At 69.2% G+C, this 12,925-nt stretch carries 12 protein-coding genes and 1 tRNA gene; 8 read left to right on the top strand and 5 right to left on the bottom strand.

All coding sequences use genetic code 11. The annotated features are described in order from the left end of the window. The first annotated feature begins 222 nt into the window (after positions 1-222). From ACYSUO_RS40675 to ACYSUO_RS40645, 7 genes are all read left to right on the top strand, one after another. On the top strand, positions 223-1,413 hold the full coding sequence (locus tag ACYSUO_RS40675; protein ID WP_403991580.1) for a glycine C-acetyltransferase: 1,191 nt from the start codon (positions 223-225) through the stop codon (positions 1,411-1,413). Positions 1,414-1,459: 46 nt separating this feature from the next. After that, positions 1,460-2,362: a LysR family transcriptional regulator gene (locus tag ACYSUO_RS40670; RefSeq protein WP_461781236.1), complete on the top strand. Its 903-nt coding sequence runs from the start codon at positions 1,460-1,462 to the stop codon at positions 2,360-2,362. A gap of 100 nt (positions 2,363-2,462) precedes the next feature. Beyond that, on the top strand, positions 2,463-3,080 hold the full coding sequence (locus tag ACYSUO_RS40665; RefSeq protein ID WP_461781235.1) for a helix-turn-helix domain-containing protein: 618 nt from the start codon (positions 2,463-2,465) through the stop codon (positions 3,078-3,080). Continuing rightward, positions 3,077-3,622, top strand: a complete 546-nt coding sequence (locus ACYSUO_RS40660; protein ID WP_461781234.1) for a GNAT family N-acetyltransferase — start codon at positions 3,077-3,079, stop codon at positions 3,620-3,622. The genes ACYSUO_RS40665 and ACYSUO_RS40660 overlap by 4 nt, the downstream gene beginning before the upstream one ends. A gap of 175 nt (positions 3,623-3,797) precedes the next feature. Then, positions 3,798-4,754: an alpha/beta fold hydrolase gene (locus ACYSUO_RS40655; RefSeq protein ID WP_461781233.1), complete on the top strand. Its 957-nt coding sequence runs from the start codon at positions 3,798-3,800 to the stop codon at positions 4,752-4,754. A 103-nt stretch (positions 4,755-4,857) separates the two neighbouring features. After that, positions 4,858-5,217, top strand: a complete 360-nt coding sequence (locus tag ACYSUO_RS40650) for an MmcQ/YjbR family DNA-binding protein (protein WP_327660324.1) — start codon at positions 4,858-4,860, stop codon at positions 5,215-5,217. A gap of 99 nt (positions 5,218-5,316) precedes the next feature. Continuing rightward, entirely contained in the window at positions 5,317-6,696 is a 1,380-nt protein-coding gene (locus ACYSUO_RS40645) for an MFS transporter (RefSeq protein WP_461781232.1), read from the top strand. Here the strand turns inward: ACYSUO_RS40645 and ACYSUO_RS40640 are convergent. After that, complete coding sequence (locus ACYSUO_RS40640) at positions 6,623-7,591, bottom strand: transketolase family protein (protein ID WP_461781231.1); 969 nt, start codon at positions 7,589-7,591, stop codon at positions 6,623-6,625. The two genes, ACYSUO_RS40645 and ACYSUO_RS40640, sit on opposite strands and share 74 nt — an antisense overlap. 61 nt (positions 7,592-7,652) lie before the next feature. Beyond that, on the bottom strand, positions 7,653-8,303 hold the full coding sequence (locus ACYSUO_RS40635; RefSeq protein ID WP_461781237.1) for a transketolase: 651 nt from the start codon (positions 8,301-8,303) through the stop codon (positions 7,653-7,655). A 293-nt stretch (positions 8,304-8,596) separates the two neighbouring features. Here ACYSUO_RS40635 and ACYSUO_RS40630 point away from each other — a divergent pair. Further along, positions 8,597-8,670: transfer RNA gene (locus ACYSUO_RS40630), tRNA-Pro, on the top strand. Between the two features lie 855 nt (positions 8,671-9,525). Here ACYSUO_RS40630 and ACYSUO_RS40625 read toward each other — a convergent pair. The 3 genes from ACYSUO_RS40625 to ACYSUO_RS40615 all read right to left on the bottom strand — a co-directional run bounded on the left by ACYSUO_RS40625 (position 9,526) and on the right by ACYSUO_RS40615 (position 12,906). Then, positions 9,526-10,632 carry a caspase family protein gene (locus ACYSUO_RS40625; RefSeq protein WP_461781230.1) on the bottom strand — a complete coding sequence of 369 codons (1,107 nt, stop codon included), beginning with the start codon at positions 10,630-10,632 and terminating at the stop codon, positions 9,526-9,528. Positions 10,633-10,663: 31 nt separating this feature from the next. Next, positions 10,664-11,017 carry an effector-associated constant component EACC1 gene (locus ACYSUO_RS40620; RefSeq protein ID WP_461781229.1) on the bottom strand — a complete coding sequence of 118 codons (354 nt, stop codon included), beginning with the start codon at positions 11,015-11,017 and terminating at the stop codon, positions 10,664-10,666. A 335-nt stretch (positions 11,018-11,352) separates the two neighbouring features. Beyond that, positions 11,353-12,906 carry a restriction endonuclease subunit S domain-containing protein gene (locus ACYSUO_RS40615; protein ID WP_461781228.1) on the bottom strand — a complete coding sequence of 518 codons (1,554 nt, stop codon included), beginning with the start codon at positions 12,904-12,906 and terminating at the stop codon, positions 11,353-11,355. Positions 12,907-12,925: the final 19 nt, after the last annotated feature.

Below are 12,925 nucleotides of genomic sequence, written 5' to 3'. Positions count from 1 at the left end.
GGGCATGGGCGGAAAATCATGCGTGTAGTGTACCTTTTATTTTGGGGGCTCGCTGGCCCCGGGGGGGGAAACGCGGGTGTGGTTATGCCGCCGTTGCACGCCCCACTGGGGGGGGGCGTCCGCGCGCCCGGCATCTCGACACCGGCGCGCCCCTTCGGCTCGCTCGCCGTCGCCGCACCGTGGAACGCCGCCAACGCCACCCGCATCCGTAAGGAAGACCCCATGTTCGACAACGTACGCGCCGACATCCAGGCCACCCTCGACGAGATCGCCGCCGCGGGCCTGCACAAGCCCGAGCGGGTCATCGGCACCCCGCAGTCCGCCACAGTCGACGTCACGGCGGGCGGCCGACCCGGCGAGGTGCTCAACTTCTGTGCGAACAACTACCTGGGCCTCGCCGACCACCCCGACGTGATCGCGGCGGGCCACGCGGCCCTCGACCGCTGGGGCTACGGCATGGCGTCCGTCCGCTTCATCTGCGGTACGCAGGAGGTCCACAAGGAGCTGGAGGCGCGCCTGTCGGCCTTCCTCGGCCAGGAGGACACGATCCTGTACTCCTCCTGCTTCGACGCCAATGGCGGCGTCTTCGAGACCGTGCTCGGTCCGGAGGACGCGGTCATCTCCGACGCCCTCAACCACGCGTCGATCATCGACGGCATCCGCCTGTCCAAGGCGAAGCGCTTCCGCTACGCCAACCGCGACATGGCCGACCTGGAAGCGCAGTTGAAGGCGGCGTCCGGCGCCCGCAGGAAGCTGATCGTCACGGACGGCGTCTTCTCCATGGACGGCTACGTGGCGCCGCTCGCCGACATCTGCGACCTCGCCGAGCGCTACGACGCCATGGTCATGGTCGACGACTCGCACGCGGTCGGCTTCGTCGGCCCCGGCGGCCGCGGCACCCCCGAGCTGCACGGCGTCATGGACCGCGTCGACATCATCACCGGCACCCTCGGCAAGGCCCTGGGCGGGGCGTCCGGCGGCTACGTCGCGGCGCGCGCGGAGATCGTCGCGCTGCTGCGCCAGCGTTCGCGCCCGTATCTGTTCTCGAACAGCCTCGCCCCGGTGATCGCGGCAGCCTCCCTGAAGGTGCTCGACCTCCTGGAGTCGGCGGGCGACCTGCGCGAGCGCCTCGCGGCGAACACCAAGCTGTTCCGTACGCGGATGGCCGAGGAGGGCTTCGACATCCTCCCCGGCGACCACGCGATCGCCCCGGTGATGATCGGCGACGCCTCCGTCGCGGGCCGCATGGCCGAGCTCCTCCTCGAGCGCGGCGTCTACGTGATCGGCTTCTCGTACCCGGTGGTGCCGCAGGGCCAGGCCCGCATCCGCGTCCAGCTGTCGGCGGCGCACTCCACGGAGGACGTGAACCGGGCGGTGGACGCGTTCGTGGCGGCGCGCGCCGAGCTGGGCTGACGCCGCCCGTGCGGGGAGTGTCAGTCCCGTTTGGGAGAATCACCGCATGATCGAAGCGCGGCGGCTGCACATCCTCCGTGCGGTGGCCGACCACCGCACCGTCACGGCTGCGGCCGCCGCGCTGTACCTGACCCCCTCGGCGGTCTCGCAGCAGCTCACGGCCCTTGAGCAGGAGACGGGCCACAAGCTGGTCGAGCGCGGCGCGCGCGGGGTCCGGCTGACGTCGGCCGGCGAGATCCTCCTCACCCACGCCAACGCGGTCCTTGCCCAGCTGGAGAGGGCCGAGGCCGAGCTGGCCGCGTACAGCACCGGCGAGGCGGGCACGGTGACGCTCGCCTCCTTCGCGACGGGCATCGGCCTCGTCGTGGGGCCCGCGCTCGCCCTTCTGTCGAAGACCGCGCCCGGCATCCGTGTCCGCGTCCAGGACGCCGAGGGCGACGCCAGCCTGCCGATGCTGCTCGACCGGCGGATCGACGTGGCGGTCGCCGTCGACTACCGGGGCGCCCCGGGCGCCGACGACGACCGGATCACGCGCGTGCCGCTGTACGCGGAGCCGTTCGACGCGGTCCTGCCGGTCACGCACCGCCTCGCGGACGCGGAGTGGGTGCCGGTCGCCGACCTCGCCAAGGACACCTGGATCGGTCCGTACCCCGGCAACCCCTGCCACGACGTGGTGGTCCTCGCCTGCGAACACGCCGGTTTCTCCCCGCAGTTCGAGCACTCGTCGGACGACTTCCGCGCCGTCGTCGCCCTCGCCTCCGCGGGCGCGGGCGTGGCGCTGGTCCCGCGCTCGGCCCTGCACGGCGTGGACCTGACCCGGGTGGTGGTCCGGCCGATCGACGGCGCGGCGCCGGCCCGGAAGGTCTTCGCGGCGGTACGGCACGGGGCGGAGGAGCATCCGCTGATCCGGCCGGTCCTTGAGGCGCTGGGGAAGGCGGCGGAGGGCTGAGGCGGGGGAGGGCTGAGACAGGGGAGGACTTGGGCGTCGGAGGGCGGGGCGGTCCGTCGGCGTAACACTGCTGTTTCATATCTGGGATACCGTGCCGAATATGAGACGCGAAAGCGGCGCGCCCCCGCCCCCGGCCCCAAGTGACGCCATCGATACGACGCCGGACCCCGTGGACGCCCGACTCGGCGCCCGGCTCGCCGAGCTGCGGGCCGAACACGGCTGGTCCCTGGGCGAGTTGGCGGAACGCAGCGGCGTGAGCCGGTCCACCCTGTCGCGGGCCGAGCGCGCCGAGATCAGCCCGACCGCCGCCCTCCTCAACCGCCTCTGCGCGGTCTACGGGCGGACCATGTCGCAGCTCCTGAGCGAGGTCGAGTCGGCGCCCGCCCAGGTCGTGCGCGCCGCGGACCAGCCCGTCTGGCACGACGGCTCGACCGGCTTCGCGCGCCGCTCCGTCTCCCCGCCACAGGCCGGACTGCGCGGTGAGGTGGTCGAGGGCACCCTCGAGCCGTACGCCGACATCGCCTACGACCGCCCGCCCGTCCCCGGCCTCGAACAGCACATCTGGGTGCTCGACGGCCTCCTCGACCTCACCGTCCAGGGCACGACACACCACCTGGAGGCGGGCGACTGCCTGCGCTTCCGCCTCTGGGGCCCGACCCACTTCCACTGCCCGGGCCCCGAACCCGTGCGCTACGCGCTGGTGGTGGTCCTCCCGTGACACTCACCTGCACCCGCCTGGCACCCTCGGAATTCCCCGCCTACGTAGAGGAGTTGGGGTCCCTCCTTGCCGACGTCGTACAAGGAGGCAGCTCACTCGGCTTCCTGCACGGACTGACTCCCTACGAAGCGGCGACCTGGTGGCGCGACTACGTAGGACCCTCCGTGGAGCGCGGCAGCACGGCCGTGTGGGTGGCGATCGACACGGAGGCGGCGGCCCCGGCCCGCTGCGTCGGAACGATCTCGCTCGCCTTCACCGAGAAGCCCAACGGCCGCCACCGCGCCGAAGTGGCCAAGCTGATGGTGCACGGAAGCACCCGCGGCACCGGCCTCGGCCGCACCCTGCTGGCGACCGCGGAGCGTGCCGCGGCGGAGGCGGGCGTGACACTCCTCGTCCTCGACACGGAGACCGGCAGCCCGGCCGAGAACTTCTACCGCAAGGCGGGCTGGGACGAGGTCGGCGTCATCCCGGACTACGCGGCCGACCCGGCGGGGGTGCTGCATCCCACCACCCTGTTCTGCAAGCGCCTCCCTGTTCTGTAAGCGACTGGAACGTTCTGTAAGCGACTGGAACCGCTCGTGCCGGTCGGTGATTGCCAGGAATGAGGGCCTACGGTGCGGGGGAGGTGCAGGCCAGCACACACCCCCGTCCGCACTCGCACCCGCATCGCCCCGCCCGCCCACGGGCCGTACGGACTGTCCGAGAGGAAGCCGCCAGATGACCGCCACAGACCCGACGTACACGACGAGCGCGCTCAGCACCGGCGACGGCGCCGCCGTGGCCACGTACACCTGGCTGCCCGAGGGCGGCAGGCCCCGCGCCTTCGTCCAGATCGCCCACGGCGCGGCCGAACACGGCCAGCGCTACGACCGCTTCGCCCGCCACCTGACCTCCCACGGCTACGCGGTCATCGCCTCCGACCACCGCGGCCACGGCGCCACCGCCCAGTCCACGGGCGGCTACGGAGTCACCGACGACGCCGAGCCCGGGACCGTCGACGCGTGGGTGTCGATCGTCGAGGACCTCAAGGCGATCGGCGACCAGGCGCGCGCCCTTTACCCGAACGTCCCGTTCGTGCTGCTGGGTCACAGCCTCGGCTCGCTGCTCGCGCGCGACTACGCGCAGCGGTACGCGGACGACCTGGTGGCCCTGATCCTCTCCGGCACCTTCCGTTCGCTTCCCGGCGCGGACAACGAGGGCGACATCGCGGCGCTTGAGGCCGAGGTCGAGGCCGGCGGCCGGGCCGCCATCTCGCCCTACGTGGGCAACCTCTTCTCCTCCTTCAACGACCCGTACGAGCACCGCACCGGCTTCGAATGGCTCTCGCGGGACGAGGCGGAGGTCGACAAGTACGTCGCCGACGAACGCTGCGGCTTCGACTTCTCGGCGGGCCTGTCCCTGGACTGGGTCCGCGCGGTGCGCCGCATCAACGACCCCGCGAACCTCGCCCGCATCCCGGCCGACCTGCCGATCCATGTCGCGGTCGGCACGGAGGACCCGTGCAACCAGCGCATGACGCTGGTCCACGAACTCCTCGAGGACTTCCGCTACGTGGGCGTCACCGACCTCACCTGGAAGGGCTACGAGGGCGCCCGCCACGAGATCCTCAACGAGACGAACCGCGACGAGGTGCAGGAGGACCTGGTGGCGTGGCTGGACAAGCGGGTGCCGTAGCGGGCTGTCGCGTACGGAAGCGCCGTGACGGACTGTCGCGCACGGAACCGGCTGTCTCGGGCGTCTCGGGCGATTGTCAGTGGCGTTGGCTACGGTTCGTTGCATGCTGGACGCCGAGGATGTACGCACCGTAGCCCTGTCCCTGCCGGACACGACCGAGAAGGTCGCCTGGAGCATGCCCACGTTCCGGGTCGCGGGGAAGATGTTCGCCACCGTGCCCGAGGACGAGACATCGATAGCGGTGCGCTGCCCGAAGGAGGAGCGCGAAGAACTCGTCCTGGCCGAGCCGGACAAGTTCTGGGTCGCGGACCACGAGGCGTTCTCCGCATGGGTCCGGGTCCGCCTCGCGGCCCTGGAGGACACGGCCGAGCTGCGTGACATCCTCGCCGACTCCTGGCGCCAGGCGGCCCCGACCCGACTCCTGGACGCACACCCGGAGTTGGGCCTCCCGCGCGCGGGATAAAACCACGTGAGGTCCCGCACGTCCCCATGGCATGATCCGCTCGCGAGGGCGGGCCATGCGCGTGCGGTGCGCCAAGGGGACGGCGGACGGGGAACGCGGATGGCCGACCGGGCAGTCGACGGCGAGGACGCCAAGGGCGCGTCCCGGCGCGGCATCTGGACCCGCGACTTCGGCCTCTTCTTCACCGCGCGGGGCGTCGCCAAGCTCGGCGACAGCATGCTGCCGGTGGCACTCGCGGCCGGCCTCCTGCAGTACGGCTACGGGGCGGGCGCGGTGGGCCTCGCCATGGCCTCCTCGGTGGCCTGCTTCGCCGGTCTGGTCATCTTCGGCGGGGTACTGGCGGACCGTTTCAACACACGCCTGCTGATGACGGGCGCCGACCTCGCCCGCCTGGTCACCCAGTCCCTGGCCGCCGTCATGTTCTTCACCGGCCACGTCGTGCTCTGGCAGATCTGCATCATCGGCGCGATCAACGGTCTGGCCGCGGCGATCTTCCAACCCGGCGTCGCCGGCACGGTGCCCCGCCTGGCATCCGACGTGCAGGCGGCGAACGGCGCGATACGCGTGGCGGAGTCCGGCGCACAACTGGCGGGCCCGGCGGTCGCGGGCATGCTGGTCGCGCTGGCCTCCCCGGGCCTGGTCTTCGCGGCCCACGCGGGAACGTACGGAGTGAGCGCCCTGTGCCTGCTCCTGCTCCGACTGCCACCGATGCCACGAAACAGGGACAGGGAATGGGAGACGGACAAGAAGCACACCCGAGGCGCCCTCCGCTCCCTCCACTCCTTCCGCTCCGAACTGGTGGAGGGCTGGCGGGAGTTCAGATCACGAAGCTGGCTCTGGGGAGTCATCTCGATCTGGTGTGTGCTGATGATCGGAGCGACGGGCCCCGCCGTCCCCCTGGTCGCCGTACAGGTCACCCAGGAGCACGGCTCGACCGCGTACGGCCTGGTGAACTCGGCGCTCGGGGCGGGCACGGTCATCGGCGGCGTACTGGCCCTGCGCGTACGCCCGCGCAGGATGCTGCGCGGGGGCGGCCTGGCCCTGTTCGGCTTCGCCCTGTTCCCCGCGACGGTGGGCGCGGGCCTGGGGGTGCCGTGGATGATGGCTGGCTGCGCGGTGGCCGGGGCCGGCAGTTCGTTCTGGGGCGTGATGTGGGCGACGAGCGTCCAGACCCAGGTTCCGCGCGAGGTCCTCAACCGCATCCACGCCTACGAGGTGGCCGGCTCCATCGCCATGCAGCCGGTGGGCCAGGCGCTGGCGGGCCCGGCGGCGGCCGCGTTCGGCACGCACCAGGTCCTGTTGGCGGGCGGAGTGGTCACGCTGATGGTGGCGACGACGCTGATCTCGGTCCCGGCGATCAGCGGTCTGGTGAGAGCGGACGCGGGGCCCTCTCGCCTCCTCTCCTCTACGCCGGAGCCTCAGCCCTGGCCGGAGCAGCGGCAGCGACAGAGGAGCCACGGGAGCGAAGAAACCCACTGATCCGCTCCCGCAGCGCCCTCGCGTCGAGCCCATGCCCGGCGACATGCTCCTCGACGCTCCCGTACCGCCGCAGCTCCCGCCGCCCGACACCGAGCCCGAGCACCCGGTGCGGCACATCGGCGAGCGCGTCATTGGCGGCGCGGGTGGAGGTCCCGGCGAGATAGGGCTCGACGATCACGACATCAGCGCTGCCACTCGCATCCACCGCCCGCCGCAGCCCAGCGTCATCAAAAGGCCGAATGGTGGTCGCGTAGAGAACACTGACATCAAGCCCTTCGGTCGCGGCAAGCACGTTGTCCAACATGGGCCCGACGGCAACGACGACTCCCCGCCGCCCTTCCCGCACGGACAAGAACCGCTCCCCGTCCACGGGCAGCGCCTCCCGATTGCTCTGCACCGAGAGCCGCACGTACTCCCGCGAGTCACTCACGCCCTCGCCACCGCCCCCGACGGCGTGCCGCAGCAGCGTCTCGGCCTCCTCGGGATGCCCCGGCACGTGCACACTCCACCCATCAAGGGTGTCGAGCAGCGCCACATCACCGGGAGCCATGTGCGTAAAGCCCCCGGAAGACACGTCGTACGACGCGCCCGCACTCACGAGCACACCCCCGACCCCCTGATGCCCGAAGTCCAACTTCACCTGCTCAAAAGGCCGTTCAACGAGAAAGCTCGCGAAGGTGTGCATCACAGGCCGCATCCCGGCGAGCGCAAGCCCCGCCCCGGCCCCGACGAGCAACTGCTCCCGGATCCCGACATTGATCACCCGCTCCGGATGCCGCCGAGCGGCCCCGGCAAAGGGCGCGGCCCCGATCTCGGCGAGCACGACGGCGACGCGGGGGTCTTCGTCGAGGATCTGGGTGAGGACGGGGGCGAAGCGATCACGCATGGTGTCCACGAGAGGGACTTCCTTCCGGGAGAGGGAGTAGCAAGGAGAGAGGGAGAGATCCGGGGGGGGCTTACTCAAACTTCGGCTCGACGCGGGCGACGACGACGTGGGGACGCCCCGGATGCGGCGCGCGGAAGGCCTGGTACAGCGCCTCGTGATCCCGCCCATCGACGGTCACGGTCGACCACCCGGCGGCCTCGAAGCGGGCGGCGATGCCGCCGGCCCTGCCATAGGTGGCGGACAGGTTGTCGACGACGACGGTGTGCAGCCGCTCGAGCCCGATGGCCCCGGCGTAGGCGATGGCCTCGTGATTGCTGCCCTCGTCGAGCTCGGCGTCTCCGACGAGGGTCCAGACGGCCGGCTCGCTCAGCCCCTGGGCCCGCAGCCCGAGCGCGGTCCCGACGGCGATCGGCAGCCCGTGCCCGAGGGACCCGCTCCCGATCTCCACGCCCGGCACGAGCACCCGATCGGGATGATGCCCGAGCCGCGACTCGTACGCCCCGAACCCACTCAGCCACGCCTCGGGCACGAATCCCTTGGCGACGAGCACGGCGTAGTACGCCATGGGCCCGTGCCCCTTCGACAACAGAAACCGATCCCGCCCGGCCTCCTCGACACTCTCCGGCCGGACCCGCAGAACGCGGTCGTAGAGCACCCACAACACGTCGAGGGTGGAGGTGGCGGCGGGCCCGTGCTTCTCGTCCCCGGTCATGAGGCTCATGAGCCGGGACAGATCTTCGTAGCGATAGCCGTGGCGCCCGCCGGGGCCGGGGGTTCCGAGAGGTCCGCCGGCTCCAACGGCTCCGTCGGCTCCGGTGGCACTGCTGGCGATGTCATCCGCTGTGGTCGTCATGCAGGCAGCCTGCAACCTCAACTTTGCTTGAGGTCAACACCCCGGTTTGGCGACGTGCCGGATCCCGCCCGCCCGCCGGAAGGGGTGCGCGACCACGGCTCCGAGTGCGGTATGGTTTCTCTGCGCGTTCGGCCAGGGGGAAACCCCAGGTCAACGAGCACCGGGACGTGGCGCAGCTTGGTAGCGCACTTGACTGGGGGTCAAGGGGTCGCAGGTTCAAATCCTGTCGTCCCGACAAGTTCGAACGATCGAACGTCGCAGGTGAAGGGCCGTTTTCGAACGGCCCTTTTTCTGTTGCTCCCACGCTCCCAGTGGGAGCGACGGGAGTGGGAGCAGGCTCCCACTGTCCCCTTGCCTGTTTGCTCCCACTCGGCTCGATGCACACATATTCGGTTCCTTGTGCATACGTTCACATCCGTGCCCGGTTTGTGACCCGAGGCTCCCATCAATCGGGTGGCTCTTCGGTTAAGTGCTTCCGCTCTTCCTGGTGCTCATGGGTGCTCCCTGTGGCAGTGGGGTCGGGAGCGGGGAGCCCATATCCGGAATCCGGGGTATGGGGCCATGCGAAATTTTGACCCCAGTTCCGAACCGCTTCGCCGGTTATGGCGGTTTTCGGTGGGCGCCGTTGCGAGATGCATTGAGGTGTTGAACGCGGGTGGGAGCGGTTCGCGGATGTTCGGGGATGCCGGGCACGGTTCGACGCGCCTCGCGGACACGGGCGGCCGTAGGCGGCGGCTTCGCACAGCAGGCGGAAGCTGAGCGCCGTGCTGTCGGCCTCGGGACGAACCATGTGAACCGACATCAGGCTCTCACACATATCCCCGTCGTTCGTGGGCGCATAACGTGCGGGCGCTGGTCTCTGATGCCGGGCCGGCCTGACCATCGACGGCGGCTCTAGGCCGTGTCTCGCCGAGTGGCCCTAAACGCCGTAGAGCGGCCTCGCCACAACACCACTGTGCAAGACACAACCGGCATCTGGGTTGGGGTGGGCGGCGTCGCCGCCCAGTCGGGCACGTGGGCTGCTCCGTTGAAGCGGCGCAGTGCGGTACTGATACCGCCGTCGTCGCCCTGGTACTGCTGGATGGGCCGATCAGTACGTGAGGTATTCGCGCAACTTGCCTTGCCCGGAAGGCAGCGGAGTTCCCAGAGTCACGGGCAGGCCCGGCAATCGTTCCTCGAGTTCTGCCAAGGTGAGTGGCGGGCTTACCTGGAGGGCGAGGGAGCTGCTGTCGCCCGTCATGTCCTCATCGACGTCGATGATCTCCCGAATGCGGTTGACTTCTCCGTCAACGACGAAGACGAGAGCGCGCAGCGCCGGCAAGCGCCAACGGGCGATCGGCCACCACTTCCGGTCCGCGTCGAGCTGGAGCTCCTCGCCGCCGCCCGTCTCCCCGTAGGGGCGGCCGTCGGCGTCGTAAAGGATCTTGCCGTTGCGGCGCCAGATGATCAGTGCCTGGCTCTCTTCAATGGGGCGATGAGGTGTCTCGTCGTGTGGAGGCGTGGCGGCATTGTGGGCGATGGCGTACATCGCCGCCGTGTCCGTGGTTCGCAAATTGGGCGCGGGCAGTCCACTTTCCTTCAGGCGTGCCTTGAGTGCGGGGAAGAGTTCGTGCAGCGTGAGGGCGGCGTTGCCGTTCGGTCTGCCTTCGCGGATTGCGTCGATCAGGTGCTGGGTGAACGAGGTGCAGGCCGTGGACTGTTGCTCCAGAGGTACGACGTGGGCGGCGAAGTCCGCAGCCGTCAATGTGGTGACTCCGGCGACGGCGGTGGCGTCGGCGATCGATCCAACGCCGAGGGCCTGGATGGCCTGCCCTGAGTAGCAGCAGTCCAAGATCACCGTCCTAATGGTGGCCGGGCTGCGGGCAAGGATCTTCTTGACGGCGGTGTAGGGCAGGCCGGTGGCATCGGCAAGGTCCGTGCGGGTGTCGCTGAGCACCAGGCAGAGCTCGCTCATGTCACTGAGCGTGCCGTGCCCGACGAAGTACAGCAGCAGTCCATCCGTGGCCGACTGGACGAGGTCAGACAAAGTGGCCTGGAAAGCCCCTGTTTCGCGCGGGTCGAGGAACACCGAGACCCGGTCCTCGGGCCAGCCGCCCAGTGCCGGGTCGGTGAGAACCTCTTTCAGCCGGTTCACGCTGTTCGCGGCTGCGGGCACCGAAGTCAGAGAGGTGTCATGGAAGTTGGTGACGCCGATCAATATCGCACGCGATCGGCTACGGTCCCAGGGGTCAGTTCGCATGGGACTGTCCCGTGAGCGCCGTGATCAACCGCTCGATTTCCGCTGGATCGGTACCTTGTGGAACGGACAACCGGCGGCTCTCCCCGCTGATTTCGATCTCGATCGTCCCGCGACGCGAGCCGAGCCATGCACCGAGAGCTCCTGCCAGTGCGGAGAGGCTGCCACCCGCGCCGAGGCTCACGCTCAGTAGATCCAGGGCTCCGCCGGTGAGTTGTTCCTCTCCTGGCGCCGTACGCACTGACCGCACGCGCCCGGAAAGTTCGCGTTGCGTAGACAGCCAGCGCTGGAGGTCGGCCAACTCCTGCTGGTTGCCCTCGCCGGCACTGATGTAGATCTCGGTCACCTTGGCCCCCTGATTGCCCTCGCACTGCTCTGTGTGGTCGACACTCTGGCATCAACGTGCAGTCAGTAAAAGTAAGTTGACCTTCAAGGGGTGACTTGCCGGTCAAGGGGACGGCTGAGACGGCCTCGAAGATCTCCAGGCATGCCGGTCAAGCCGGGGCAAGGGACCAGGCCTTGGGCGTCGAGCACCTGCAGCAGTGCATGCCTAGGAACTTTCGTCACGCCGGGCTGGGCACCTGTGCCCAGGGCCGGGCGCGCTTCGGGCGGCGCTTCGGACTCTAGCGCCGGCGGCTTGGCGAGTCGGTCGGACCCGTTCTGTGCCTTGGGCGTCCGAAATTATTGGAGCCCGCCTGCTCGAAGCGCCTGCTCGTCGCCCTCGTACGGGTAGGAGTGGCCGTGGTCGAGGCTCGTCTGCAGCAGCTCCCCTCCTTCCTTGTCGGCATGAAACAGCGTCAGAGCGGCGCAAAGTCCGCATTTTTCGCAGGTGAGGAATGGACTGAGTAGGTGGAGACCCTGGTCGCGGTCAGCCAGGTACAGGCTGGTGGCGATCCGGCCTGGTCCGGCATGACGCAAGGTCTCGGTGGGAACGACCAGGTTGTCTCCCATCAGCCGCCGAAAGGTGATGGTGTCCGATTGATTGTGGGGAACCCAATCCACCTTGGTCACAGCGAGCAACTGCAGGTCGGCGAGGAATCGTGCTCTGTCGAGGAGAAGGCGCAGGGCGTCGTAAGCCTCACTCAGCTTGGAGGCCGAGACAGCAGGGAGGTCTTCACGTCCGTGGGCTCTGCTGTTGCGCTTGGTGCCGAGGCTTCGGCACGCTGCCACGGCCTCGTCGTCCGCAAGGAGCACCGCGAGCTCATGGAGGGGGTGCTCGGAGGGGAGGCTGGACATGCCCTCCGCCGCTGCGATCTGCTGAAGGATGCGCTGCCAGTCTGCGAAGCCAGGGCCGCCGCCGCGCCCGGTTGCGATCTTCCTCTTGAACGTACCGATGGCCTTGCAGGTGATGTCGGCCTCGTGCGCCAGTGCGGTGGTGAGGAGTGCGCTGTATCCGAGCAGGGTTTCCGCGGCCTGGAGTACGGCCGCGTATTCCTTCGCCTGGGCATCCTCTTGGCTGGCATCGCTCCTCTGAGCCTCGACGTTCCGCCAGCGCAGAGCGATCGGATAGGGGAAGCGCGTGCGGACGATGAAGCCCGGATCGTCGAGTTGGGCAGCAGCCACAGACCGGAGCCGGGTGAGCTGGCCGGTAGCGATGATGAGCCGCCTGGCTTCTTCCGGGCTCGCCCTCCTGTCGAAGACGGACTCCGCGAGCGCACTGGCTTCGGCCGCCATTTCACCCAACCGCTGCCCGGCCGCAGCGAGATCGGCCAGGGCGTGGGACAGCGCTTGGTCCTCATTCGGCAGCTCCAGCGTCTTGAGCTGGGAGCGCGGAAGGTGTTGTTGAAACGACGATGCTCCGCTTGCGATGTCTCCGACGGAATCGGAGCGCAGAAATGCGAGGATCAGACGGGCGTGCTCTGCCGACAAAGGCTTGGTCGGGCGAAGGATAAAGAGACTGCGCACGGCAACCGCAGGTAGATCGGCTTCCTGCACTACAGCGGCCTTCGGCCGGCCGGAAATCACCGAGGACAGCAAGATGTCACCAGCACGGAGACGGAGCCGCTCCGGCGCATCGCTACGCCAGTCATCGACTTCCGGATCCGCTTCCGCGATCACTCCATCCCGCCCGATGTTCTTCAGCCAGATAAGGCGGACAGCGCCAGAGTCGGCGGGCCCACAGGCACCATCGGTGGCACCGCGGTCAAAGGCCCAGCCGCTCAGGACCGTGCTGAACACGGATTCGAACGGCAAGCGGTCCGACAACGATTCTTCGTGCCGCTCAGTGTTGGACAAAGCTCCCCCAGGATCGTGC

It is taken from the genome of Streptomyces sp. UC4497 (genome assembly GCF_054871485.1).
The sequence above is the reverse complement of the archived record's forward strand: the minus strand, read 5'-3'. Positions and strand labels throughout refer to the sequence as shown.